Annotated in this window: 19 protein-coding genes; 7 read left to right on the forward strand and 12 right to left on the reverse strand. The window is 70.9% G+C overall.

Annotation, left to right across the window (positions count from 1 at the left end):
- Positions 1–535: 535 nt before the first annotated feature.
- The 6 genes from WMF20_RS05125 to WMF20_RS05150 all read right to left on the reverse strand — a co-directional run bounded on the left by WMF20_RS05125 (position 536) and on the right by WMF20_RS05150 (position 7,772).
- Complete coding sequence (locus WMF20_RS05125) at positions 536–682, reverse strand: IS66 family transposase (RefSeq protein WP_165373799.1); 147 nt, start codon at positions 680–682, stop codon at positions 536–538.
- Positions 683–1,012: 330 nt separating this feature from the next.
- Positions 1,013–2,581, reverse strand: a complete 1,569-nt coding sequence (locus WMF20_RS05130) for an FAD-dependent monooxygenase (RefSeq protein WP_437611191.1) — start codon at positions 2,579–2,581, stop codon at positions 1,013–1,015.
- Between the two features lie 468 nt (positions 2,582–3,049).
- Entirely contained in the window at positions 3,050–3,925 is an 876-nt protein-coding gene (locus WMF20_RS05135; protein WP_437611192.1) for a hypothetical protein, read from the reverse strand.
- Positions 3,926–3,940: 15 nt separating this feature from the next.
- Positions 3,941–6,127, reverse strand: coding sequence for a TonB-dependent receptor domain-containing protein (locus WMF20_RS05140; RefSeq protein ID WP_437611193.1), 2,187 nt, complete (start codon positions 6,125–6,127; stop codon positions 3,941–3,943).
- Between the two features lie 122 nt (positions 6,128–6,249).
- Positions 6,250–6,900, reverse strand: a complete 651-nt coding sequence (locus WMF20_RS05145) for an NADPH-dependent F420 reductase (RefSeq protein ID WP_437617081.1) — start codon at positions 6,898–6,900, stop codon at positions 6,250–6,252.
- 17 nt (positions 6,901–6,917) lie between these two features.
- A complete protein-coding gene (locus WMF20_RS05150; protein ID WP_437611194.1) occupies positions 6,918–7,772 on the reverse strand; it encodes an inositol monophosphatase family protein in 855 nt (284 codons plus the stop codon).
- Positions 7,773–7,884: 112 nt separating this feature from the next.
- Here WMF20_RS05150 and WMF20_RS05155 point away from each other — a divergent pair, with 112 nt between their 5' ends.
- Positions 7,885–8,793 (forward strand): LysR family transcriptional regulator, encoded by a 909-nt coding sequence (locus WMF20_RS05155; protein ID WP_437611195.1) that lies wholly within the window; start codon positions 7,885–7,887, stop codon positions 8,791–8,793.
- A 67-nt stretch (positions 8,794–8,860) separates the two neighbouring features.
- Here WMF20_RS05155 and WMF20_RS05160 read toward each other — a convergent pair whose 3' ends face one another.
- Positions 8,861–9,118, reverse strand: coding sequence for a hypothetical protein (locus WMF20_RS05160; protein ID WP_437611196.1), 258 nt, complete (start codon positions 9,116–9,118; stop codon positions 8,861–8,863).
- A 423-nt stretch (positions 9,119–9,541) separates the two neighbouring features.
- Here WMF20_RS05160 and WMF20_RS05165 point away from each other — a divergent pair, with 423 nt between their 5' ends.
- A complete protein-coding gene (locus tag WMF20_RS05165; protein ID WP_437611197.1) occupies positions 9,542–11,788 on the forward strand; it encodes a prolyl oligopeptidase family serine peptidase in 2,247 nt (748 codons plus the stop codon).
- Between the two features lie 92 nt (positions 11,789–11,880).
- On the opposite strand, the gene WMF20_RS05170 is transcribed toward WMF20_RS05165, so the two are convergent.
- Both WMF20_RS05170 and WMF20_RS05175 read right to left on the reverse strand, forming a co-directional pair.
- Positions 11,881–13,212 (reverse strand): trypsin-like serine protease, encoded by a 1,332-nt coding sequence (locus tag WMF20_RS05170; protein WP_437611198.1) that lies wholly within the window; start codon positions 13,210–13,212, stop codon positions 11,881–11,883.
- A gap of 383 nt (positions 13,213–13,595) precedes the next feature.
- Entirely contained in the window at positions 13,596–13,925 is a 330-nt protein-coding gene (locus WMF20_RS05175; RefSeq protein ID WP_437611199.1) for a hypothetical protein, read from the reverse strand.
- Between the two features lie 390 nt (positions 13,926–14,315).
- Here WMF20_RS05175 and WMF20_RS05180 point away from each other — a divergent pair, with 390 nt between their 5' ends.
- From WMF20_RS05180 to WMF20_RS05195, 4 genes are all read left to right on the forward strand, one after another.
- The gene (locus tag WMF20_RS05180; RefSeq protein WP_437611200.1) at positions 14,316–15,680 is read left to right on the forward strand and encodes an ABC transporter substrate-binding protein; all 1,365 of its coding nucleotides are present in this window, start codon (positions 14,316–14,318) and stop codon (positions 15,678–15,680) included.
- Positions 15,680–16,663 carry a carbohydrate ABC transporter permease gene (locus tag WMF20_RS05185; RefSeq protein WP_437611201.1) on the forward strand — a complete coding sequence of 328 codons (984 nt, stop codon included), beginning with the start codon at positions 15,680–15,682 and terminating at the stop codon, positions 16,661–16,663. The genes WMF20_RS05180 and WMF20_RS05185 overlap by 1 nt, the downstream gene beginning before the upstream one ends.
- On the forward strand, positions 16,656–17,498 hold the full coding sequence (locus WMF20_RS05190; RefSeq protein ID WP_129573261.1) for a carbohydrate ABC transporter permease: 843 nt from the start codon (positions 16,656–16,658) through the stop codon (positions 17,496–17,498). Before WMF20_RS05185 ends, WMF20_RS05190 begins: the two co-directional genes overlap by 8 nt.
- A gap of 169 nt (positions 17,499–17,667) precedes the next feature.
- Complete coding sequence (locus WMF20_RS05195; RefSeq protein WP_437611202.1) at positions 17,668–18,300, forward strand: DUF6151 family protein; 633 nt, start codon at positions 17,668–17,670, stop codon at positions 18,298–18,300.
- Between the two features lie 180 nt (positions 18,301–18,480).
- Here the strand turns inward: WMF20_RS05195 and WMF20_RS05200 are convergent, their stop codons facing one another.
- The 3 genes from WMF20_RS05200 to WMF20_RS05210 all read right to left on the reverse strand — a co-directional run bounded on the left by WMF20_RS05200 (position 18,481) and on the right by WMF20_RS05210 (position 21,708).
- On the reverse strand, positions 18,481–19,626 hold the full coding sequence (locus WMF20_RS05200) for a hypothetical protein (protein ID WP_437611203.1): 1,146 nt from the start codon (positions 19,624–19,626) through the stop codon (positions 18,481–18,483).
- Between the two features lie 157 nt (positions 19,627–19,783).
- Positions 19,784–21,016, reverse strand: a complete 1,233-nt coding sequence (locus tag WMF20_RS05205; protein WP_437611204.1) for a FecR domain-containing protein — start codon at positions 21,014–21,016, stop codon at positions 19,784–19,786.
- Entirely contained in the window at positions 21,013–21,708 is a 696-nt protein-coding gene (locus WMF20_RS05210) for an RNA polymerase sigma factor (protein WP_437611205.1), read from the reverse strand. The genes WMF20_RS05205 and WMF20_RS05210 overlap by 4 nt, the downstream gene beginning before the upstream one ends.
- A gap of 573 nt (positions 21,709–22,281) precedes the next feature.
- Between WMF20_RS05210 and WMF20_RS05215 the strand changes: the two genes are divergently transcribed.
- On the forward strand, positions 22,282–24,297 hold the full coding sequence (locus WMF20_RS05215; protein ID WP_437611206.1) for a hypothetical protein: 2,016 nt from the start codon (positions 22,282–22,284) through the stop codon (positions 24,295–24,297).
- Positions 24,298–24,445: the final 148 nt, after the last annotated feature.

Below are 24,445 nucleotides of genomic sequence, written 5' to 3' on the forward strand. Positions count from 1 at the left end.
GAGCTCCCGGACGGGGCCGATGTGACGACACCGGTGCGCCAGAGGAGCGCCTTAGCACGGCCCGCCGCAACATAGGTTCCCTCGTTCCCGAGCTTGCCATCCGGTCGCTTCGCCAGCATCGCCGGATTCTTGACGAAATCGTCTCCGGTGGACAGCACCCAGGATTTCACGACAGCCGTCGAACAAGCGAGGGTCGTCGCGTCCTCTATTGGATCGATCTTGGCAAGACGCCGATCGCCATCGATCAGCAATCGCCTCCACGACGACCGAGCGAACAGGATCGGTGTAAAAATCGACTGAATGGATCATATTGACGAAGAGCTCGGTACTCAGGAGGACCCGAGCAGGCCGAAACAAAAGGATGGCCGTCGACTGGATTGTGAACGCTCACATTTCCGGTGTCAATTCCAATCGACCGGCCCGCGGGTATCTTCGGGCCCGAGGGAGGACATGGTTGGCAGGGCTCCTTCGGAGCGCCGCGTTAAGAGGGGTGGGCGCCGGACCGCGGCCATCGCCGGACTGCCCGACCACAATCCTACTGCCAGCGTGTCATGTTGCCGCGGCCGATGCGGAAACCGTGCCGGTCCGACTCCACGTCTTGTCGGTAGCAGGGCGTGTGGTAGTCGAGCTCGTGGACGAACAGGTGGGCCAAGAGGCTCGGATCGGCAAGGCACCTGTCCATCGGGCGCTCCGGCAGCGAGGCGATCATCACCGGTCCGCCGCTGCCCGCGATGGGCTAGACGATCTCCATGGGGCCGCCACGCCGGTAACGCCGCCGGTGGAGGGAGGGCGCCGCCGGTGGAGGGAGGGCGCCGCTATTGCTGCGGCGTGGCCGGGTGCGCCGTGCTGGCGGGCGCGCTTCGCCCTGCGCGCCGCGTCCGGAGCCGCGCGACGCGGCCCTGCACGTCGTCGACGCGCCGGCGCGCGATCGAGAACGAGGGCGGCGAGCGCGCGACGACCGAGACAGGCAGACGGCCAGTGACATTCTGACCGCCAGTGGTGACGTCGTCGGCTACGTTCGCTGCTCCGATCGCAACGGCGCGGAGGACGATGGCCCGGCCGAGCACGACCGTTCCTGGAGGCCGCCTGGCCGGGGAGCGGCGGACGCGAACCAGCGCTCAAGCGCGTCCACCAACCCCTCGACGTCTCCCACGTCGCCGGCCCAAGCAATGCACCCGTCGGGGCGGATCAGCATCGACGGGCCTGCGTCGGCCGGTAAGCAGCGCACCCGCGTGAACCCGGCGGCGAGACCGGCCGCGTGCCCGTCGGGAGACGCGTCGAGCAATATGCCTTCGCCTTGCGCCATCTCCGCGAACAGCGATGTTCGAGCGTCGGCGCGGCCGACCGGGCGATCGCCGGTGAGGCGTCCGACCAGGTCTCGCCCCGCGCCGAGGTCGTAGCGCGTGGCCAGACCGCTCGTCAGTCCGTCGAGATGGCCATTCACGGCGTCGATCTCCATCAGCTTCGCGAAGATCTGCCGCATTGCGCTCGACTGCGGGTCGGGCCGCGTGAGCGCGACCTGGGCGAGCGTGTTGGCCAGCACGGCCTCGGCCACGGGCCGCCGCTCGGACGTGTAGCTGTCGAGCAGGCTGTCCGGCTTGTCGCCGCGAATGACGGCGGCGAGCTTCCAGCCGAGGTTGGCCGCATCGACCAGCCCAAGGCTCAGCCCCTGGCCGCCCAAGGGCGAATGGATGTGCGCCGCATCACCCGCGAGCAGGACGCGATCCCGGCGGTACGTGTCGACCAGACGTGCGCTGTCCGTGAAGCGATTCGCCTGCTCCATCGCCGTCACGCGGACATCCGCGCCGCTGATTCGGCGCAGCACGCCTTCGATCTCCTCGCGCGTGACGGGCGCATTGCGATCAGCCGGCGGACCGCTGAAGTCGTGCATCGCAAGCCAGCGAGGCCGAGGTCCGTTCATGACGACGCCCTCCGGCGTGCGGGTCGACCCGCGCGGCAGGCGCTCGGGGTGGTCGAGGTCGAGCACGGCCTGGTACATGAATTGGCTCGGCGGCGTACCGGGGAAGGCAAAACCGGCCATCTTGCGGATCGAGCTGCGCCCTCCGTCACATCCGACCAGCCAGGCGCAGCGCGCATGCTCCGGCCCGTCCGGGGAAGCCCAGTGGAGCGCGACGCCATCGTCATGCTGGTCCAAGCCCGTGACCTCGCACCCGCGCCGTACCTCTATGTCGAGCGCGGCCGCCCGCGCGCCCAGGATCGCCTCCACGCCCTGCTGGTTCACCCAGAGCATGCGCCGTTCGGGCTCGCCCACTGCTTCTGATCGGAGAGGGAGAAGGGCGAAATGCCCCCTGGACCTGTGTGCCTGCGCCCGCCTCTCTACGCCCACCGGTCCCATGGACGCGAAGTGGCGATCTTCCGCCGCGGCGAGCGCTGGGCCCATGCTCCGGCGCTGGAGCGCCTCCACGCCGAGCGGTCCGACTGCAGTCCCCTTCAGGGCGACGCTTGGCGCAGTGAGCCGCTCCAGCACCATCACACCGGCGCCGCCCAGCTTGAGCTCGATCGCGAGCAGGAGCCCGACCGGGCCGGCGCCTACGACCACGACATCGACTTGCTTGTCCATCAGCTATGGATCCATCGAGTACTACGTACAAACACCGATCGGCTATCGGGACACAGAAGGCATTGAGAACATGTGAGTCTGCCCAACTATCAGTCGATGGGTCAGCCGAAGCCGCCGGACAGGTCTATCTAGTCCGTCGCCTTTTGTGACCTCCCCCACGGAAAATCTCACGGATCGGCTCTGCGCCGCAAGGCCCGAATGCTGTCCAGCGCCATAGCGTAGATCCGTCCAACTCCGGCGGCAGTCGCCGCCTTCCCGGGAGGTCGGGGGCGCCTGGAGGGGCGCGGCGGACGCACCGCCGGAGGTGTCGCGCCGAGTCGTGCCTGGGTGACACGGCGCGGCTGCCTCATCGGGACGTTGCCGGACACAACCCGGTCCGCTCACATGGCCGGCATCCTCTCCGCGTCGCTGCGCCCCGAGACCGAGCGACGGGCTCGTCCGGCCCGCCGCGAGGGGCGCTTCATCGGCCTACTCCAGGTCCAGGGACGAGCAAGCTTCCGTACCGTTGAGGTGGCCCACGTTGGCCATGCGCATGTCCATCCACGTGGCGAGGTCGAGCGGCCATTCGCTCGAATAAGCGCCGTCAGCCCGCGCGACGGCCGAGAGCGGTACGTTCATCAGCTCTTCCCGGGTCACCTCGCCGTCGGCGTTTCCATAGTCCGGATGGGTGTCGGCTTCGGCGATCGGGTCGAATCGCACCTGGGCCGCCGCCTCGTCCATGCGATCGAAGAAGAGGTGATCGCCGCGGATCGCGAGATCGACCCGCGCGGTCGCGCCGGAGCCCACGCGGATCGTCGGACCCGCGCCCTCGCCGGCGCCCCAGAGCGATCCACCGCTGCAGAAATCGTGGATGAAAAAGGGCCACCGGAACACCTTGGTCACCGCCCCCTTCGTCGCCTTGCCTTCCACGTACGCGCCGGTCGTCAGCGACTCGACGAGGGCCAGGTCCTCTTCGGTCACCCCGGGCCCCAGCCACTCCTCGACGTCGTAGTACTCGCGCGGCGGGAGGGGCCCGACATGGTAGGTGAAGCCGCACTCCCCGGTGGCGAGGACCCTGCCGACCTCGTGGTTCCCCGGCACCCGCACGTCGACGAGGGTGGGCGTGTCCGCGAGGGCCGCGACGGCGCACGCGGAGGACTCGTGGGTGGACACGAACGACGCCGCGAGCAGGAACCTCGAAAATTCGATGCTCCAGCCGTCCGAGCTCTGCACGCCGCCGAGGACGTCGGCCGCGCCCGAGAGCGTGTAGACGAGCTCGCCGGGCTCGGGCCTTGTCTCGCTCGGCAGGCAAGCGCCCAGGGCGAGGAGCGCGGCGGTCGAGAGGTGCGAAGCGCGGATCGTCATCGGTCCCTCCTGGGCTCAGAGCCCACCCTCCACACCGATGCTCGGAATCGTGACAGGGCCAATCGCCTTCCCACCGATCACCTCCTTGTTCGCGGTCACGTTCATCCCCTCGAGGACGGCCGAGATCCAGCCGCGCTCGCCGATGGCCCAGCGCCTCTCGATGCGCGCGTCGAGCCGATAGAAGGGAGGATCGCGATGGATCCTCGGCGCTTCGCCCGAGCCGTCGCTCTCCTCGGCGCCGAGCGAGGCGCCCGGGCTGCCCGTGTAGAACAGGAACCTCGCGCCGGCGCGCCAGTGCCGGTCGAGCTGATAGGTCAGCGCGAGGTTGGCGACGTGGGTCCGGTCGAACGGGGCCGGAGACCGCGAGCGCCCGGCGGCCTGGGTCGAGCGCGACAGCGTGTACGAGGCGAACCCGCCGAGCTGCCGGGTGAGGCGGCGCCTCGCGTAGAGCTCGATCCCGTAGCTCGACCCGAGGGTCCGGGGCACGTCCGCGAGGTCGTCGACGTCATCCGTCCACCGGTGCGCCACGGCGCCCAGCGCGTCCGTCATGTCGAAGAACGCGTTGTAGAACGCGGTCGCGCCGGCGGTGACCCGCTCGGGGAGATCCGCCTCGACGCCGGCGCTCCCCTGAGCGCTCTTCTGGAGCCCGCCGCGCAGGCCCGCCACCTGAACCCCGGGGAGCGGGGCCACGGTCGACGGCGGCTGGTGCGCGACGCCGAACGCGTTCACGAGGCGCAGGCCCTTCGTCACGTCGAGCCGGGACGCGAGCCGGCCATCCACGCCGACGGCCGTCGCGCCGCCGGAGGCGAACAGGTCCGCGCGCACGCCGGCGGTCAGCTCGAGCCGGGGCGAGAGCGTGAGGACCACGTCGGCGTGGGCGCCCAGCGCCGCGTCGTCGCGCGAGCCGAACTCCTGCTCGAGCCGCTTGGAGCCTCCGCGGCTCACGGTATAACCGACGATGTCGGTGACGTACGCATCCATGGATCCGTCCACCCCCAGGCGGACCTCGGCGTCGGGGTGGACGCGAGCGATGTAATCCGCCCGGATCGCGAGCATGTGGTCTCGCGCGGTGCGATTGTCCGCCAGCGCGGTCCGATCCAGCCCGAGGAGCGCGCCGAGCCGCAGCTCGCCGTTCTGGAACCGATGTCGGTACCTGAGGTCGAGGCGGTAGAACTCGACGCCGAACAGGATAGCGAGCCCGTCGTCCCGCTCCTCCCCGAGGAGATCGTACGATCCGAAGCTGAAGACGGTGAGGCGATCGTCCGGCGTGACATCGTAGGTCAGGCGAGCCTGGTAGTCGCGGTAGTCGATCGCGGCGTCCGGCGCGATCAGCGACGCGATCGCCGCCGTGTACGAGTACCGGCCCCCGAGCAGGACCGTCCCGCGCCCGTCCGCGAACGGCGCCTCCACCATCGCGCCTGCGTCGAACAGGCGGATGTTCCCCTCGCCGTGGAGCTCGGGCCACGGCTCCGCGGTCTCGGCCGCCACGATGCCGCCGACGTAGCGCCCGTACCGGGCGGGGTAGCCTCCGGGGTAGAGGTCGACGCGCTCGACGAGCGCCGGATGGACGACCGACGGTCCGGCGGCGAAGTGATACAGGAGCGGGACGCGGATGCCGTCGAGGGTATATCCGACGTTCGCCGGGGGCGCGCCGCGCACATAGAAGTACGGAAGCCCGGAGATGGCGGGGATCACCCCGGGGAGGATCTCGACGGCGCGGAAGGCGTCGCCGAACGCGCCGGGCAGCTGCCGGACCTCGCCGCGCGCGATGGACTGAGTGGCGGGCGGGAGCTGCTCGCCGCGAACGACGACCTCGATCGGCGCCGCCTCGGGAACAGACCCCTTGGCGTCGACGGTCACGGTGCGGACGACGGAGGCGTCGCCCGTCGCCCCCGGCGGATACGGCGCTTCGGGGGCGGAGAGGAGGCGCGGGGGGACCACCGAGCTCGGCGCCTCGGAGGGCGTCGCCGCGGCCTCGCGCGACACCTGGGGTCCGGCGGCCGGCTGAGCTCCGGCGAGCGCCGGCAGGAGCCACCCCGCCGTGCCGAGGAGCCATGGCAGCAGCGAGCCCGCCCCGCGCCTCGCTCGCGAGGGGAGGGGAGGGCCGAGCTGCGCCCGCAGCCCAGGAGCGCGCCCTTGTGTCGCGACCGACGCGCGATCCTCGATCTGCAGCCGATGTGTCCCCGGGTAGCGCGGCCTCATCGATGAGCCTATTCCGCGTCACACCCAGGACCCTTTAGACATGCCTGACGATTTCTCGCGCCCGGCCCCGCGGAGCGGGCGAATTCGTAGCGAGCTCCGGCAGGCCTCGCCGCGTCGCGACGTCACCGGGCGAGCGCGAGGGCGAACGGCGCGAGCCCTCGCCGCCGCAGCACCGAGGGGACGAGCAGGGCGACCGCCTCGGGCCCGCGCGCGGTCGCGATGTCCCCGAGATCCTCGATCCAGTCCGCCGGCCACCCGAGATCGCCGAGCAGCCTCGCGACCACCGCCTTCGCGCGCTCGTCGTTGCCGGAGAGGAACGCGGTCGGGCGGACGCCGAGGCTCGTGGGATCCGCCATGACGGTGAACAGCATCGTGTTCAGCGTCTTGACCACCGCCGTCTCCGGCAGCGCCGCCTGGAGGCGCTCGGCGACGCTGCCGTTCGGGTAAAGCAGGCTGCCGGGCAGGCCGTCCTGGGCGCGCAGCGTCGCATTGGACACGTCGATCAAGATCTTCCCCTTCAGCTCGTCGCGGAGGGCACCGAGCCGCTCGACGCTCGTCTCTCCGGGGGTGGCGTTGACGACGATTGCGGCCCTTCGCGCGGTCTCCGCGGGATCGCCGAGCGCGACGCCCGCCCCCGACAAGCTCGCCGCCGCGCGCGCGGGGTCCCTGGTGCCGACGGTGACGGCGTGCCCGGCGGCGGCGAGCTTGCCTGCCAGGACCCTTCCGACCCGGCCCGATCCGAGGATTCCGATGTTTTCCGAGGCGCGTTCCATATTCAAGACCTCTCTCCTCAGCGAACGGTGGACAGGACGGCGACCGCGCCGGCGTGAAGCCCTGGCGCTGCGGCCAGGAAGTCCTCGCTGGACAGGCGCCAGGGGTTCCCTCGGGTGTCCGTGACCGCGCCCCCGGCCTCCGCGACGAGCAGCGCGCCCGCGACGAGCCCGGAGAGGATCCGGCTGTATTGCCAGAAGACGTCCATCCGGCCGGCCGCGACCTCCACGAGCTGGAGGGTGGCCGGGACCGAGACGCGCAGCACCAGCGCGCTTCCGAGCATCGCGGCGACCGACTGGCCGATCCGCCGGTACGTCTCCAGATCCTCGCCCGGCATGGCCTGGCCGGTCCCGACGAAGGCGGCGTCGAGCGCCGTCTTCGCCGAGGCCCGGAGCCTCCTCGCCCCGAGATAGGCGCCGGCGCCCTTCCGGGCGGTGTACGTCTCGCCGCGGAGGGGCAGGTGCACCGCCGTCAGGACCGGCTCGTCGTCGCGGACGAGCGTCGCCGTGACGCACCAGTCCGTCATCCCGTGAACGTGGTTGATGTTCCCCTCGACCGCGTCGGTGACCCACCACTCGCCTGGCGGAAGCGGCCCGCGCTCGAGCTCGTCCTCGACCCACCCGGCGCCCGGGCGAGCGCGCGCGAGCGGCTCGCGGAGCGCGTCGAGCGACACAGCGTCGTTGTCGCGGAGGGCGGCGAAGACCTCCTCGCGGCTCGCGAGGCGCGGCGCTGTCGAGAAGCGAGCGACGAGCCGCTCTCCTGCCGCGGAGAGCGCCGCGACGACCGCGGGCAGCAGGGCCTCGTCGTCCGCGCGGGCCGGGCTCCGGCCCGGTCGCGTGGCATGGTCGGTGATCGGCTCCGAATGGGTCGACATGAATCCTCCTGGGCGTGCGGCCCGCGCGTCCTCGCGAGCTCCAGCGCGGAGGAGTAAACCCTGGACGTGGTATGTCGTCCAATGCATCCTTGCTATACGAAGGATTACCCAGATGCATGTGGACATGAACCTGTTGACGGCGCTGGACGCGCTCCTCGAGGAGCGGAGCGTCAGCGCCGCCGCGGCCCGATTGCACCTCTCGCAGCCCGCGATGAGCCGAACGCTGGGGCGCATCCGGGACGCCACGGGGGACCCGATCCTCGTGCGCACCGGGCGAACGATGACGCTGACGCCCCGCGCGCTGGCCTTACGGCAGGAGGTCCACGCCCTCGTCCAGCGGGCGCATGCGGTGTTCGCGCCGGAGCGGGCGCTCGACCTCGAGAAGCTCGATCGGACCTTCACCGTCCGCTTCCACGACGCGCTCACGACGGCGCTCGGCGCGCGGCTCGTGCTCGCGGTGCAGGAGCAGGCCCCTCACGTGAGGCTCCGGTTCCTGGGCGAGCCCGCCGGGGATACCGACGAGCTGCGCCACGGGCGCGTCGATCTCGAGATCGGCGCGACGGAGCCGGCCCTCCCGGAGATCCGCGGGGAGCTCATCGGCCAGGATCGCCTCGTCGTGGCCGTTCGCCGGGGTCATCCGCTCGCGCGCGGCCGGCTCACCGCCAGGCGCTACGCCCAGGCGCTCCACGTCACGGTGTCGCGGCGCGGTCGCCTGCGCGATCCGATCGACGACGCGCTGGAGTCCCAGGGGCTCCGGCGGCGCGTCGTCGCGGCGGCCCCCACGACCGCGGCCGCCGCCCATTTCGCCCGCGAGAGCGATCTCGTGGTCGCGCTGCCGGCGCGGGTCTGCGGTCCGACCCAGCGGGCGCTCGACCTCAGCGCCCTGCCGCTGCCGCTCGATGTGCCGGAGCTCCGGATCGTCCAGCTGTGGCACCAGCGCTTCGAGAGCGACAAGGCGCACGCGTGGCTGCGCGGGCACACGCGCGAGATCGTTCAGGCCATCTGTCGTGGAGAGGCCTAGTCCAGGAGCAGGGAGCCGTCAGGGCGGCGCCCTGGAGCGATCTCTGCCGGCTCTCCTTGGACCTTTCTCACTCGCCCTCTTCCGGCGGCGGAGGCCGCTCGCCCGCGGCGACCTGGAGCTCGCGGACGATCGAGAGCAGGGCCGGACAGCAGAAGCGTTCGACCACCGACCCGTCGGAGGCGAGCTCGAACGTCGGCGGCCCGCCGTGCATCGGACACGCCACGTCGGCGTACTTCGACTCGAGGTCCTTCAGGACGCTGTCGTCGATCTCGCGGACCTCGACGTTGGCGGTCGTGGTCGCTCCCTCGTTCACGTCGTTCGCCATGCGGCGCACGCTAGCACGAAGGGCGCCGCGCCCCGCGCGCCTCGGCGCTCTCCGCGAGGACGCCGGCGCCCGCGCCGCCGGCCTGGAGCGGCCCGCGGCAGCACGCGCGCGATGGGCCGCGCGGCGCGCGGCGCCGCAACCGCGTGGACCGGGGCGAACGCGCCGCCCGAGATCGAGGGACAAAATAGCAGCGCCGCCGGGCGCCTCGGGGGGTAGCGGAGGCCGCCGGCGGAGCTGGCCTGCGGATAAGCATCCTCCGTACCAGACCCATCTCCCCGGAATTCCCCGCATTTTCTGTCGGGGACATCGATCCGGCGGTTTCGATCCTGCGAGGGCGGCGTTGCAGCGTTGCAGGATCGCGAGGCGCCCGCCGCCGGCCGATTCTCTTCCGCGGCGGCCGCGGCGGGGGCTAGCTTCGACGGCATGAACCGCCTGCGCACGATCCCCGCCATCACCCTGGCGCTGCCGCTGCTCGCGGCGTGCAGCGCGCCTGCGCCGCGGCCGCCGGAAGAGCCGGCGGCGCCCGCCGCCGCGGCCCCGCCGCCGGTCGCCGCGCCTGCCGCGCCCGCGGCAGGGGGAGCTCGCCTGCCGTACCCGGCGACCCCGAAGCGACCGGTCACGAACGAGTACCACGGCACCAAGGTCGTCGACCCGTATCAATGGCTCGAGGACTCGAGCTCTCCCGAGGTCCAGCGCTGGATCGAGGACCAGAACCGGCTCACGCGCGCCTACCTCGACGCGCTGCCCTCGCGCGGCGCCATCCGGGCGCGCGTCGAGGCGATCCTGTCGGCGACCTCCACGAACTACTACGCCGTCAACGACGCCGGCGGGCAGCTCTTCGCCCTCAAGGACCAGCCGCCGAAGCAGCAGCCCTTCCTCGTGGTCATGAAATCCGCGAACGACCCCGGCTCCGAGCGGGTCGTCGTCGATCCGGAGGTCGTCGATCCGAAGGGGCACACGACCATCGACTGGTTCGTCCCCTCGCGCGACGGCAAGAAGGTCGCGGTCTCCCTGTCCCAGGGCGGCAGCGAGAACGGCACCGTGCGCGTCTACGACGTCGCGACCGGCAAGGAGACGGGCGACATCGTCCCTTACGCGAGCAGCGGCACGGCCGGCGGCAGCCTCGCCTGGAGCGGCGACGGCAAGGGGTTCTACTTCACCCGCCACCCGCACCCCGGCGAGCGCCCGCAGGACGACATGGGGTTTTACCAGCAGATCTACTTCCACAAGCTCGGCGCGCCGGACCAGGAAGACAAGTACTCGCTCGGCAAGGAATTCCCCCGCATCGCCGAGGTGGAGCTCAGGACGAGCGAGAGCGGCAAGCTCGTGCTCGCCAGCGTGCAGAACGGCGACGGCGGCGAGTACTGGCATTACCTCCTCGACGCCACGGGCAAATGGACCCGCTTCGCCGACCTCCCCGACAAGATCATCCACGCCGAGTTCGGCGCCGACGACCGGCTCTACCTCCTCTCGCGCAAGGACGCGCCCCGCGGCAAGGTGCTGCGCCTCGCGCCGGGCAAGCCCGATCTCGCGAAGGCGGAGCTCGTGGTGCCCGAGAGCGAGGCGGTGATCCAGGACTTCTTGCCCACGAAGGGCCGGCTCTACGTCCGGGACCTGCTCGGCGGCCCGTCCCAGATCCGCGTCTTCGACCTCAAGGGCAAGGCGCTCGGGACCGTGCCGATCCCGCCGGTGTCCTCGGTGCGGCAGCTCGTGCGCGCGGACGGCGACGACATGCTCTTCCGCGGGGTCAGCTTCACCGAGCCGGCGGCCTGGTTCGCGTACGCGGCCAAGGACGGCAAGGTGACGAAGACCCCGCTCGCGATGACGTCCCCGGTGTCCTACGCCGACGTGGAGGTCGTCCGCGAGGCGTGCACCTCGAAGGACGGGACGAAGGTGCCGATCAGCATCCTGCGCCGCAAGGACACGGTCCTCGACGGGACCGCGCCGGCGCTGCTCACCGGATACGGCGGTTACGGGACGAGCATCTCTCCCGGGTTCAACCCGCTCTGGCGGCTGTGGTTCGACCAGGGAGGGGTGTTCGCGGTCGCCAACCTGCGGGGCGGCGGCGAGTTCGGCGAGGCGTGGCACCGCGGCGGCAACCTGACGAACAAGCAGAACGTCTTCGACGACTTCGCGGCGTGCGCCAAGCACCTCGTCGACGGCCGCATGACGCGCCCGGACCGGCTCGCCATCCAGGGCGGCTCGAACGGCGGCCTGCTGATGGGCGCGCAGCTCACGCAGCACCCGGACATGGTCAAGGTGGTGATCTCGCACGTGGGCATCTACGACATGCTCCGGGTGGAGCTCACGCCGAACGGGGCGTTCAACGTGACCGAGTTCGGCACGGTGAAGGATCCGGAGCAGTTCAAGGCGCTCTATGCCTACTCGCCGTATCACCACGTGAAGGACGGGACCGCGTACCCCGCCACGCTGCTGCTGACGGGCGCGAACGACGCGCGGGTGGACCCGTACCATTCGCGCAAGATGGCGGCGCGGCTGCAGGCGGCCACGTCGAGTCCGGCGCCCATCCTGCTCAGGGCGAGCGGCTCGACGGGCCACGGGATCGGGACGCCGCTCGGGGAGAAGATCGAGGAGCAAACGGACGTGTTCGCGTTCCTCTTCAAGCACCTTGGGCTCGAGGTGCCGCCGGCGCAGGAGAAGCTCCGGTGATGGAGCGGCCGCGGCCGCCCCCTGCTCGGGGTGCGGCCGCGGCCTCACCATCGTGCGCCTCGGCCGAGGCGCCTCGGTTCACGAGATCTCGTCTACCAGGTGCTGAAGTACGCCCACGACTCGTTGCCGGCGGACGCCTGGAAGCAGTAGCCGCCGTTGCGCTTCGCGGGCAGCGAGATGTTGCCGCCGTTGCAGGTCACGGCCGTGCCGTTGACCGACAACGTGCGGCCGCTCGCGAAGTTGCCGCAGTTGGCGCCGCTCAGGTTCGCCGTGGTCTCGAAGCAGCGCGCGCCGGTGCCGAGGTTGCCCGAGTTGTAGCTCGGGCCCGTGAACGCGGTGGGGCTCGTGCACAGGTTGCTGCACGGCGCCGTCCCGGTGCTGGGCTGGCACACGCCGGCCACGCAGTTCTGGCTGGTGCAGTCCGCGTTGGTGCTGCACGTATCGCCGTTCGCGCAATCGGCCGCGCACGTGCCGCCGCAGTCCACGTCGGTCTCGGTGCCGTTCTGCACGCCGTCGGTGCAGGTCGGCGCCGTGCCGCCGTTGATCACGCTCACCCCGAGGGCCTGGAGCCACGACGTCACCGGGTAGCGCGCCGACGTGTCGAGCCGCGTGTGCCAGTTGGTCTGCGAGGGCGCCGGGCCGGGCCACCCGGACGGGAACGTGTAATAGGCGTTGACGCCCACGACCACGAGGTCGGTCGAGCTCTGGCGGTAGAGCGGGCCGCCCGAGTCGCCGGGGCACAGGCTGGCGTAGCTGGTGCTGCTGGCGTAGCCCGGCGTGAGCACGTACGCGGCCGCGACGTCGACGATGCCCTGGCCCGAGACGTAGGAGCCGGGGTGATTCAGGATCGAGGAGGCCGACGCGGTGAGCTCCTGGAGCTTGAAGAGACCGCCGCCCGTGCCGCTCGGGTCCTCGCAGCCGTAGCCGGTCGCCACGACGGGATCTCCCACCGCGACCGGCGCCCCGTCCACCACGGCCGCCGGGATCGTCGGCGAGAGCTCGTTGACGACGACGAGCGCGAGGTCGGGCGTGTGCCCCGGGTTGAGGACGTTGACCGCGCAATCGGTCGCTCCGCCCGCCAGCGCGGCAGCGCAGTCCGCGAGCCACTGCGGGTGGATGTACGTCTGCTCGATCGTCAGCTCGACGTAGGGCCAGATCGGGGGCGTGTTCGTGGCGCTGACCCAGTAGGAGCCGCCCGGCCCGTAGCTCGGGGACACGGTGGCGTTGTACTCGTCATCCACGCAGTGAGCGGCGGTGAGGAAGTGGCGCGGCCCGACCTTCGCCGCGGTGCATCCCGGGCCGAGGACCGTCGACGGATACTCCGATTCGAGCGCCGGTCGCCCCCCGATCAGCGCGTCGTCCGCCGCGCCGATCTCCTCGGAGGGCTCGCCGGAGCCCTCCACGCTGCAGGCGACCAAGGACAATGAGAGCAAAGCATATACAGGTGCGCGCACTGGTTGCTTCTCCTGTCGCCCCGATGGTCTCGAGCACCCACGCCCGGTCGCCCGCCTCGCGCTCCGTGCCCGCGGGCCGGCGTCCTCCGTCGGCCGCGCTCGCGCTCGACGCGGCGCGCACGCGCCGTGTCTCGCTCTCCGAGGTGCGAACGTCAGTGGAGGACGCGTCCCGTGGTGATCCCACGTCGAGCGCAAGGGAAGGCGCGGCCGTCCAGCGGGACCGCCTGCGCGAGGTCTCGTCGTATCGGCGCGACGGCGATGTCTATGTCATTGGAAAGTATCTTTCCAATGAGAATGCAGCATGGACGTCATGCACCCCGTGCATGACGTCGCCCGCCCGCCACGGCGTCGTCTCACCAGCCAGGATCCCAGGCGAGCCGCCGGAGCGCCTCGCAGAAGGCATCGAGATCACCCGCCTCGGCGAGCACCTCCCCGATCGGCATGAGGAACATGTTGGCGTGGTCGGGGAAGAACCCTCGACCTGCGGCGAGCTGCCGGCGCCCGAACTCCGTGAGCGCGTCGTGATCGAGCACGAGCCGGCGTAGCCGCCACCGCCCTTCCTCGCAGGTGACGCCGACCTGGAGCGTGGGCCCCCCGATGCGGATCGGGAGCCGGTCGCGGGCATCAGGGGCGCGGAGCATGGCGATGAGCCGATCGCGGCCCGTGGGCGGGAGAGGCGCCATGCCGCCGAGACTCCCCGCGCGCCCGCGGCGCGTCAAGCCGGCTGCCGCTGCCCGCGCCCGGGTCGGGCGGGGCGCGCCGCCCCCTCTTGGCCGTTGACTCTGAACCGATTAAGTGCTCTCCTCCCGGGCGCTCCTTGCATGTACCGGCCATGGCGCAGGAGGCGGCCTGCGTCGGATCTCGTGATGAGATGATCACGTGATCACCTCATCACACGGCGGCGCTGCGCGCGCTCTGCCGTGCGCCGGCGCCGGGGGCCGCTCGGCCGGGCGAACGGCGCGCGCCCGCCGCGCTCCCCATTGCACGCCCGGCCGCGCAGGGGGTAGCCTGCCCGGGGGCTCGCGCGACCCGCGCGACAGGGAGTGAATCTTCAGACGGAGAGGGAGCCTACCGTGAGGTCACGCACGATCGAGGCCGTAGCCGCATTTGCCCTGTTCGCCGTGGGAGCCGCCGCGTGCGGCAAGAGCGGGGGCGACGCGCCGTCGTCGTCGCCCTCGCCGTCAGGGTCGGCCGCGGCGGCCTCGCCGGGGGCCGAGCCGGTGACGCTGTCGTACTGGGCGAGCAACCAGGCGCCCAGCGTCGAGGACGACAAGAAGGTGCTGCAGCCCGAGCTCGACAAGTTCGAGAAGCAGACCGGGATCAAGGTAAAGCTCGAGGTCATCCCCTGGTCGGACCTGCTCAACCGGATCCTCGGCGCCACCACGAGCGGCAAGGGCCCCGACGTCCTCAACATCGGCAACTCGTGGTCTGCGTCGCTCCAGGCGACCGGCGCGTTCCTGCCGTTCGACGACGCCGCGCTCGCCAAGGTCGGCGGCAAGGACCGGTTCATCCCGGCGAGCATGTCCGCCACCGGCGCGCCCGGCCAGCCGCCCGCCTCGGTGCCGCTCTACGGCCTCGCCTACGGGCTCTTCTACAACAAGAAGATGTTCGCCGACGCGGGCGTCGAGAAGCCGCCGGCCACGTGGGCCGAGCTCGTCGCCGTCGCCAAGAAGCTGACCGACGCGAAGAGCGGCCGTTACGGCCTCGCCATCATGGGCGCGAGCTACACCGAGAACGCCCATTTCGCGTTCATGTTCGGCCGCCAGCAGGGCGCCAAGATCTTCGAGGGCAAGCAGGCGCGCTTCGACGACCCGGAGCTCGTCGCCGGCGTCAAGCAGTACATCGACCTGCTCGGCGTCCACAAGGTCGTGAACCCGAGCAACGCCGAGTACGTGAACGACACGCAGATCCTCAAGGACTTCGCCGCCGACAAGGCGGCGATGCTCATGATCCAGAGCTACGCCGCCACGGCGATCGAGCAGAACGGCCTCGCCCGCGATACGTACGGCGTGGCGCCGATCCCGCTGCCCGACCCGCTGCCCGCGAACGGCAAGCGCGTGAACAGCCACGTGGCGGGCATCAACATCGCCGTCTTCGAGGACAGCAAGCACAAGGACGCCGCGCTCAGGTTCGTCGCGTTCATGACGAGCCCCGAGGAGCAGCGGATCCTGAACGCCGCCTTCAACTCCCTGCCGGTCGTGACCGAGGCCTACTCCGATGAGCGCTTCAAGACCGCGAACATCCAGGTGTTCCAGAGGGTGCTCGCCGAGACGGCGGAGTCGATGCCGATGATCGAGGAGACGACGCAGTTCGAGACGCTGGTGGGCACGGCCATGAAGGACCTCCTGGCCGAGGCCGCCTCCGGCAAGGCGGTGGACGAGGCCGCGATCCGCGCCAAGCTGACCAAGGCCAACCAGCAGATGGTGAGCGGCAAGTAATGGGGGAGGGCGGCGCGGGAGGCGCCGGGGGGGAGGCGCCCGCCGGGGCGGCGCGCGGCGCCTCGGGGCCGCGGGCGGGCTCGCGGTGGCCGCGGGCGTTCCCGTACGTGCTCCTCTTGCCCGCGCTCGTCGCCGAGCTCGCCGTGCACATCGTCCCGATGTTCGTCGGGGCGTGGATGAGCTTCCTCCAGCTCACGCAGCGCTACATCCGCAACTGGGGCAAGGCGCCGTTCGCGGGGCTCGCCAACTACCGCATCGCGGTCGACTTCGGCTCTCCGATCGGCGTCGAGCTCCTGCGCTCCTTCGCGATCACGGTCGCCGTCAGCGTCCTCGTGGTCGGCGGCTCGTGGCTCCTCGGCACGGCCGCCGCGGTCGCGCTGCAGAAGCCGTTCCGCGGCCGCTCGGCGCTGCGGACGCTGTTCCTCATCCCGTTCGCGATGCCGATCTTCACCGGCGTCATCACGTGGAGCTTCATGCTCCAGCGCGACACGGGCATCGTGAACACGGTGCTCGTCGATCAGCTCGGCCTCGTCCACGAACGCCCGTTCTGGCTGCTCGGAGGCAACAGCTTCCTCAGCCTGGTGGTGGTGGCGATCTGGCGGACGTGGCCGTTCGCCTTCCTCACGGTGACGGCGGGCCTCCAGGCCATCCCGTCGGACCTCTACGAGGCGGCCAGCGTCGACGGCGCCGGCCCGTGGACGCGCTTCCGGTCGATCACGCTCCCGATGCTCCGGCCGGTCAACCAGGTGCTCTTGCTCGTCCTGTTCCTGTGGAGCTTCAACGACTTCACGACGCCGTACACGCTCTTCGGGCGGGCGGCGCCGCCGCAGGCCGACGTGATCGCGATCCACATCTACCAGGCGTCGTTCATCACCTGGAATTTCGGGCTGGGCTCGGCGATGTCCGTGCTCCTCGTGGGCTTTCTGCTCGTCGTCACGACAGGCTATCTCTTGATCACCGGCAGGAGCGCGCGCCATGCGTGAGGCTGCGTGGGTCGCCTGGCTGCGGCGCGCCGTGCTCGCGGCGCTCGCGGTCTTCACCGTCGTCCCGCTCTACGTGATGCTGATCTCGGCGATCAAGCCGCTGCGCGACGTCCAGGGGCCTTTCACCTGGGTGCCGACGGAGGTCACGCTCCAGCCGTTCGTCGACATGTGGCGGACCGTGCCGCTCGCGCGCTATTTCGTGAACAGCGCCGTCGTCGCGGCCGCCGCGACGGTGTCCTCGGTGGCGCTGGCGATCCTCGCCGGGTATGCGGTGAGCCGGTACCGCTTCCGGGGTCGGCGCGCGTTCCTCACCGCCGTGCTGTCGACGCAGATGTTCCCCGGCATCCTGTTCCTGCTCCCGCTCTTCCTCCTCTTCGTCACGATCGAGCGGTCCACCGGGCTGGAACTGCACGGCACGCGGCTCGGCCTCATCCTCACGTACCTGACGTTCTCGCTGCCGTTCTCCATCTGGCTCATCGCGGGGTATTTCGACACCATCCCGCGCGAGCTCGACGAGGCCGCGCTGGTGGACGGCGCCGGGCCGCTCACCGCGCTCCTCCGGGTCGTGCTCCCGGCGGCCAAGCCGGGCGTCGTCGCGGTCGCGATCTACGCCTTCATGACCGCGTGGGGAGAGGTCCTGTTCGCCTCCGTGCTCACCGACGACGACGGCCGCACCCTGGCCGTGGGGCTGCAGGGGTATGCGACGCAGTCGAACATCTACTGGAACCAGGTGATGGCCGCCTCGGTGGTCGTCAGCGTGCCCGTGGTGGCCGGGTTCCTCCTGCTCCAGCGTTACCTCGTCCAGGGGCTCACCGCGGGCGCCGTGAAGACCTGACCGGCCGGAAGCCGGAAGGACGAGAAGGGCGGGTCGGCCGGAGCGCAGTTCCGGTACGGACGAAGTGCGGATCGCCGAACACGGCGCCGGCGGCGGAGGGGACGCGCCGCGGGCGCGCGCGGGGCGAGAAGCGCGCGCGCCGCGCGTCAGGACATGATATGTGGGATCCATGTCCCGAGATATCGAGCTCCAGTGTCGTTGCGGAAAGCTCCACGGATGGCTGCGCGATGCATCGCCGAGCGCGGTGAACCGCGCCATCTGCTACTGCAGCGACTGCCAGGCATTCCTGCACCACCTCGGCCGCGAGGACCTGCTCGACGAGCACGGCGGCTCGGACATCGTGCAGGTCCCTCCGTCGGCGATCTCGTTCGATCGCGGCAGCGAGGTCATCGCCGCCGTGCGCCTCACGCCGCGCGGCCTCTATCGGTGGTACACGAGCTGCTGCAAGACGCCGCTCGGCAACACGCCGACGCCGCGGCTGCCGCTCCTCGGCATCGTCACCGAGCTGTTTCAGAAGGCGCCGAGCGCGAGCCCGTGCGACGAGGTCTTCGGCCCGCCGCGCGGCGGGATCTTCGGCAAGTTCGCGGTCGGCGAGCCTCCGCCCGGGACGGTGAAGCCGAACGTGCCCCTGCTCGCGCGCATGATCGGGAAGGTGCTTGGCTGGAAGATCCGCGGCAAGGGGTGGCCACACCCGTTCTTCGATCGCGCGAGCGGCAATCCGAAGTACCCGGTCACGGTCCTTCCCCAGGCCGAGCGCGACGCGCTGCGCCCGCTGTGCGGCCCGCGCCCCGCGAGCGCGTGACGACCAGGTTGCCAGGCATGAGCAGGTCGCGGACGCCGAGCAGCTCGGCGATCCGGATCGCGGACGTGCTGGCGGGGGCCGGCGACCGTCTTCAACGCCGCGCTGGACCGCCCGGCCCCGGTCTGAGCCGGGCGGCCCGGCCCGGGGCGGACGGTCGCCCCGGCGCCGGGGAGCGCCGCGCTACCGGGGAACCTCGAACGGCTGGCACACGCCGGTCAGGCACGCGTCGGTGTCCGAGCAGCAGTCCGAGTTGGCCTTGCACTCCCCACCCGACTTCTTGCACTCCACATCCCCGCCCGGCTCCTCGCCGGGATCGCTGCCGCCTTCGCCGGCGGGCGGATCCTCGCCCTCGCACGTCGTCGGCGGGCACGGCCCCGGCGTCACGGTGAGCGTGTCCGACGGGTACTTGCTCGGCGACGCGTGCACATAGCTGATGGTCGCGTCGCCGAAGCCCGCCGCGCCGAACGCCGAGGCGCTCACCCACACGTCGTACACGACCCGGTAATCCCAGCCCGGTGTCTGCGGATTCGGGGCATAGCTCTCGTCCGTCTCCGGGGAGTCGACGACGTACGCGCCGTACCCGCACGCGTTGAGATCGCGGTCGAGCGAGGTGGTCGCCGCGACGACGGCCCCCGCGTCTCCGAGGAGCATCTTGCCCTCTCCGCCGAGCACGCCCAGCGAGCCATAGCCCGACGGCTCCGTCTCGTCGACCGAGATGTAGTCGACGAAGAAGTCGAGCACGAGCTCTCCCCGCCCGTCCGTCAGCTGGAACTGGGCCTTGTCGCTGCCCACGAGATCCTTGAACGTGTGCCCCTTGTGCCCCTTCGGCTTCGGCTTCGGCTCGCCGCCGGGCCCGGGCCCGGGCGCGGGCTGCTGCGCGGGCTGCTCTTCGCCGCCCCAGCCGATGGCCGTCTCGCCGTACGTGTTGTCGACGAACGCGGGGTTGAGCGTCAGCCGCACGTGCACGAGCTCCTCGCTCTCGGCGATCTCGACGACCCGCTCGACGAAGGCCATCGGCGTCGTCGGGTTGCTGTTCGTGTAATAGCAGTCGACCTGGGCGGTCTCGTCCACCGGGGTGCCCAGGCGGCTCGCTCCGCACGACAGCGAATCGAGATCGGCGCTGATCGGGGCGCCGGCGCCCGACGTGCCGGACCCCGGGAAGCTCGGCGCGGGCGCGCTCCCTCCCTCGTCCGACGGGGCGCAGTCGTCCCCGGAGACCATGTTGCTGCCGGCATCTCCCGTCCCCAGCACGGTACAGGCCGGGCCGACGATCGCGAGAGACAACAGCCCACCACACAACCACCCTTTCAAAGCGAACGAACGCATCGGGATCCTCCCAGCTCGAAAGCAAGCACGACCTCTGCCGCCGCCGGCGAACCCGCTCGCCGGCGCGGTGAGCTCCTCGAATGAAGTAGAAGTCGCCGGAGGCGCCGAGAGCAGGCAGGGTTTCGTCAGAAATCGACACGGCGCCGCGCGCGGGCGCTCACGGGCGAGCGCCGCTGGCGCGCGAGACGGACGTGGCCTCCTCGCGCCCGAAGCCCTGCGGGTAGTCCCTGAGGTACCGGCGCGCCTCCGCCGCCGTCCGTTCCTTGTCGCCGAGCATCTCGATCGCGCGCAGGCGCTCCACGCGGGCGATCTCGGCGAGCGGCGAGTCCGGGTAGCGGCCGAGGAGGCGGTCGAGCCGCTCGATCGCCCGGCCCGGCTGCCCGCCCCTCCGCGCCGCCATCGCGCTCTGGAGCAGCGCGTTCTCGGCCGTGAGCGAGCCCCGCGCCGGCGCCTCGCGCGCGTCGCGCGGCGGGCGCGGCTCCCCCTTGCCGCCCTCGCCGGCCCGGCCGCCCTCGCCGCCCTCGCCGGCCGCGCTGTCCTGCTCCTGCCCGCGCGGCGGCGCCGGCGCGTCGTCCGGCCGCCCCTCGGCGGGCCGGTCCGCCCGGCGCTCCTCGTCGCGGGACGACCACGTCTCGCCGGGCCTCAGGGAGCGCTCGACCGCGTCGCTGTGCACGGCGACCCGACCCTCCGTGACCGACACGCGCGTCTCGGCCGGCTCCCCCGCCGCGCCGGGCTTCCGCTCGACGGAGAAGCGCGTCCCGTGGACCGTGACCACGGCGTCCAGGGTCCGCACCGACAGGGTCACGCCCGCCGGCAGCGGCGGCACCTCGACGGCGATCCTGCCCTGATCGAGGGTGACGACGTCGCCGAGGCGGTCGCGCGCGGTCCCCACCGGCGCGAACCGCACGCGCGTCGACGGCCCGACCTCGACGGTCGCGCCCGTCGCGAGCGACGCCTTCGCCCGCGCCCCCTCGCCGGTCCGCAGCTCCTCGTCGCTCGTGAGCGGCACGAGGGCGAGCGACGGCGGCGAGCGCGTCGCGTCCCCGGCCGCGATCTCGACCGAGCCCTGGAGCGCCGTCACCTGCGCCGCCGTGGGCGAGCCGTCCCGCGCCCGGACCCCGATCAGGACGCCGGCGACCGCCGCCGCCAGGGCGGCCGCCAGCGCCGCCGCGGCGAGGGCGGCCCGCTTCCGCCGGGCGAAGCGGCCGCGCCGCTCCACCCCCTCGGCGGCGAGCTGGTCGATGCGGCCGGCGATCCGCTGCTGGAGGTACCGCGCCTGGGCCCTGGGCAGCGGCGGCACCGGCTGCTCGACCAGCGCCCGCAGCGAGGCCTCCACGCCGGGCGCATCGGCGCGGTCCTCCGGGGTGGCGTCAACGTCGTCCTGCTTCATCGTGGCTCCTCGGGCCGATCGGCGTCGCGTCGCGCCGCCGCGTCGGGCTCGCAGCGCGCTTTCAGCTCCCGCCGCCCCCGCGACAGCCGCGACTGGGCCGCGGCCTCGGAGACGCCGGTCAAGTTAGCGATTTCATTGATAGAATAGCCCATGGCGTGGAGCAGCAGCGCGGTCGCGCGGTCGCCGTCCATCGCCGCGAGGTGCCGGCGCAGCGCCTCGAGGTCGCGCTGCGCGGTCACCGCCCGCTCGGGGTCGGCGCTCTGCGCGGGCGGCTCGGGCGCGGCGCCGCCCTCCGGGGGCCCCGGCGCGCGATCGATGACCTTGCGCTCGCGCCGGCGGGCGCGCAGCGCGCTCAGCCCGACGTGGCAGGCGATGACGGACGCCCAGCCCGCCAGGCTGCACTCCCCCGCGAAGCGGCGCTTCGCGAGCGTGCTCACGATCTGCTCGAACGCGCCCTGCACGAGGTCGGCGTGGTCCTGCTCGCGGCACCCCAGGATCCGGTACAGGGTCCGGTCGACCACGGGGAGCAGGTGCTCGTACAGGCGCAGGCCGATCCCTCGTTCGCCCCGGTGGAAGGCGCGCAGGAGCTCCTCGTCGCTGGCGGGCGCGGGCGCGGGCTGCCCGTCGGTCTGAGCGGAGACGAGCCTGAGCCGGCGGTCAGCGGGTCGTGGCTCGGCGGTTCCCATGCTCATGCAGTAGCCGGTCCGCCCGAAAGCAGGCTGAGCCGCGGCGCTTTTCCGACGCCCGCCGCGGCCGCCCTGGTCCCGCCCGCCACAAGCGACCCCTACCTGCCGCGGGGTGCGCGGGTGACGCTGGGCTCCCCGTTCCGAGGAGCCTGACATCGGGCGGCCGAGCAGGCCCGTGGCCACGCCCGGATCCCCGCGCTCGAACCGGCGGCGTTCGGCGCCGGCCGGCTGCGCCTTTCGCTCGACGCCTGGACGCGCGGACTCCAATCGCTCAAGCCCGTAGGCCGTGGAGCGAAAGCGGCCCCCGCGATGCATGGATGAGCTGCTGATACATCGTCAACCTTCTCGCGTTCAATGACCTCCATGCAGGAGGTGATGCTCCGCTCGCGGACGTCGGCCGGCTCCTCTCGCTTCATGCCTCCGCCGTGCTAGAGCAGCCGCCTCGCGCCGTCGTCGACGTCGGGCCTTGACAGCGCGTGCGTCCATGCTAAACATTAGTTTGAATCATTTGTTTTACTCCTTGACGTCGCTGGTGGCCTCGCGCATCTCATTCCTGTTTGTCTAGAAGGGTACTTGTATATGAGCTTGAAGCATCTTCCATACACCTCGACAGCGATTGCATCGATTCTATTCCTCGGAGCGGCGGGCTCGGCGCACGCGACCGTCTATCCTGCGAGCTCGTCCAGCGGTGGGCCCGGCGTGAGCGGGTGCACGGGCGGCGCGAACTGCACGAATGAAAGTTGGGGTGTCGACCTCAATGACAACACCGGATTCGTCTGGAGCGTAGCGGGCGGCGCCGGCGGCAACGCGGACCTCTATGTGAAGATCGCCGTGCTGTCGCAGACCAGAGCGATGAGCCTCTGGTTGAACGGCAGCCAGATCGCCGTCATCACGACCACCGCCACAGAGAGCCCGCGCCCGACCGGGAAAGAGCTCGGCCCGTTCCCGGTGACGCTGCAGGCCGGGAACAACACGGTAGAGCTGCGGGACACGCAAGGCACCGCGGAGTTCGACGTGCATAGCCTGCGCGTCGAGCCGACGAACGCCGGCGACGATGAGTTTGAAATTGGACTCTGGCGACTGATGTCCCGCGCCGACCGTGGCACGTTGAGCCGCAATGCCATCACCGGGCAGCTGGTCGGCGCCGATTACTCGGGCGATGACCATCAACACTGGCGCTTGGTCGGCGTCGGCGCGAGCAAGTATCAGTTTTTTCACGAGGAGACCGGCCAGTGCTTGGTCGCGTCGAGCGGCACGACGGTGCTCGGCGGCTGCAGCGGCAGCGCGGCGGAGTGGACCGTGGAGACCTTGCGCGCCCGCACGGTGGAGCGCCCTGCCCTGTATCGCTTGCGCTCGAACGGGAACAGCTGCGCCATCCCCAACGGCGGCGCACAGCCCACCCTGGGGACCTGCAACGACAGCGCACGCTGGTACCTGGAGCCTGTCGGCTTCGGTGAGCGCCTCGCGAGCGTAGAGTTCGATTTTCATGGGCTCCTCCTCGTCAAGCCCTATACCGACGTCCCTGGTGTCACGCAAGGTTCGCTGTCGACCAGCGTCGTCGACGCGGTGCAGTTCGCCTTCGAAGATCGGGTGGCTTATTGGATGGATCTGATCACGGACGGCCGTGTCGCATGGCATGGCTCCAGCGTCGTGTCCAACGATCCCATCACGTCGTTGTCGGGCTCGGGCAATGATAATTATTTGCCGGCGGCCATCCACCTTCAGCAAGACGTGCAGAGCTTCGTGCCCCGTGGCGAGTACGACACCGTGCAAGTGTTCTTCACGCCCGGTAACAGCAAGCCGGGGGGCTGGGGGTGGGGCCCGGGGAGCAGCTACGAATCGAACTACACCCTGTGGACGACGGTGAACGGGAAGGATACGGTCGCCTCGGACTGGCTGTCCACCGTCAACAGCGAGCCTGCGGAGGTGTTCATCCATGAACCCATACACGGCCTCGATGGGTTCTACGAAGAGCTGGGGATCCCGCTCCCCGAAGGGCTGCTGGACGGAGGAACTGCGCCGAATCGTTACGCCAGCTCCGGTATTGGTGGCCGTTCGTGGTTGCACTGGTACCGCGACTACTGGTTGGGGACCGTCATCGCCTCCGATGACACCTACCGCGGCTTCGGCCCACGCGCGTTCGCCCAGATCACGCCGAGAGATTACGCGTTGAGCCCCGCGGTGGACGAGTACAAGATCGTGCAGCACACCAGCGGCAAATGCTTTGTCCCGGAAGGCGGCGCTACGAAGCCGGCCAACGACACGCCGCTGGTGCTGTCGAGCAACTGCAGCACGCTCGCCTCTTCGTTCAGGGTTCTGGCCAGCGGCCTGCTGAAGCATGTTCCGAGCGGACTTTGTATTCACCCGAATCAAGGCACCGCCTACAACGGCGTTGCCCTGATCCTCAACCCCTCCTGCGCGCCCGAAGCACGCCTCTCTTTCGACGTGACGTCCGGTGGGAGCCTGCAGAACAGCGAAACCGGCCGCTGCGTTCACCCGCTAGGCGGATCGGCGACACCCGCCGAAGGAACCAACCTGATTTTTCACGACGGTTGTGATGAAGAGCGCTTGCGCTTCGACCTGGTATTGCAGTAAAACGGTCGCGAGCTGCTAGTGCGCCGATCACGTCGATCGACCCGAACTGAGCCGCCAGGCGGACCTGGGTTACCCTCCGCGGCACGATACCCAGGTGCGGATCGTGAGGCGATTCCATGCAATCGAAGATGAACGTTCTGATGTTGTG

The organism is Sorangium sp. So ce834, assembly GCF_051521425.1.
Classification (GTDB): Bacteria; Myxococcota_A; Polyangia; order Polyangiales; family Polyangiaceae; genus Sorangium; species Sorangium cellulosum_D.

Coding starts and splice junctions, on each gene's coding strand:
- WMF20_RS05125 (WP_165373799.1), bottom strand. CDS start 682: ATGGACAGGTGCCTTGCCGATCCGAGCCTCTTGGCCCACCTGTTCGTC.
- WMF20_RS05130 (WP_437611191.1), bottom strand. CDS start 2,581: ATGGACAAGCAAGTCGATGTCGTGGTCGTAGGCGCCGGCCCGGTCGGG.
- WMF20_RS05135 (WP_437611192.1), bottom strand. CDS start 3,925: ATGACGATCCGCGCTTCGCACCTCTCGACCGCCGCGCTCCTCGCCCTG.
- WMF20_RS05140 (WP_437611193.1), bottom strand. CDS start 6,127: ATGAGGCCGCGCTACCCGGGGACACATCGGCTGCAGATCGAGGATCGC.
- WMF20_RS05145 (WP_437617081.1), bottom strand. CDS start 6,900: ATGGAACGCGCCTCGGAAAACATCGGAATCCTCGGATCGGGCCGGGTC.
- WMF20_RS05150 (WP_437611194.1), bottom strand. CDS start 7,772: ATGTCGACCCATTCGGAGCCGATCACCGACCATGCCACGCGACCGGGC.
- WMF20_RS05155 (WP_437611195.1), top strand. CDS start 7,885: ATGCATGTGGACATGAACCTGTTGACGGCGCTGGACGCGCTCCTCGAG.
- WMF20_RS05160 (WP_437611196.1), bottom strand. CDS start 9,118: ATGGCGAACGACGTGAACGAGGGAGCGACCACGACCGCCAACGTCGAG.
- WMF20_RS05165 (WP_437611197.1), top strand. CDS start 9,542: ATGAACCGCCTGCGCACGATCCCCGCCATCACCCTGGCGCTGCCGCTG.
- WMF20_RS05175 (WP_437611199.1), bottom strand. CDS start 13,925: ATGGCGCCTCTCCCGCCCACGGGCCGCGATCGGCTCATCGCCATGCTC.
- WMF20_RS05185 (WP_437611201.1), top strand. CDS start 15,680: ATGGGGGAGGGCGGCGCGGGAGGCGCCGGGGGGGAGGCGCCCGCCGGG.
- WMF20_RS05190 (WP_129573261.1), top strand. CDS start 16,656: ATGCGTGAGGCTGCGTGGGTCGCCTGGCTGCGGCGCGCCGTGCTCGCG.
- WMF20_RS05195 (WP_437611202.1), top strand. CDS start 17,668: ATGTCCCGAGATATCGAGCTCCAGTGTCGTTGCGGAAAGCTCCACGGA.
- WMF20_RS05200 (WP_437611203.1), bottom strand. CDS start 19,626: ATGCGTTCGTTCGCTTTGAAAGGGTGGTTGTGTGGTGGGCTGTTGTCT.
- WMF20_RS05205 (WP_437611204.1), bottom strand. CDS start 21,016: ATGAAGCAGGACGACGTTGACGCCACCCCGGAGGACCGCGCCGATGCG.
- WMF20_RS05210 (WP_437611205.1), bottom strand. CDS start 21,708: ATGAGCATGGGAACCGCCGAGCCACGACCCGCTGACCGCCGGCTCAGG.
- WMF20_RS05215 (WP_437611206.1), top strand. CDS start 22,282: ATGAGCTTGAAGCATCTTCCATACACCTCGACAGCGATTGCATCGATT.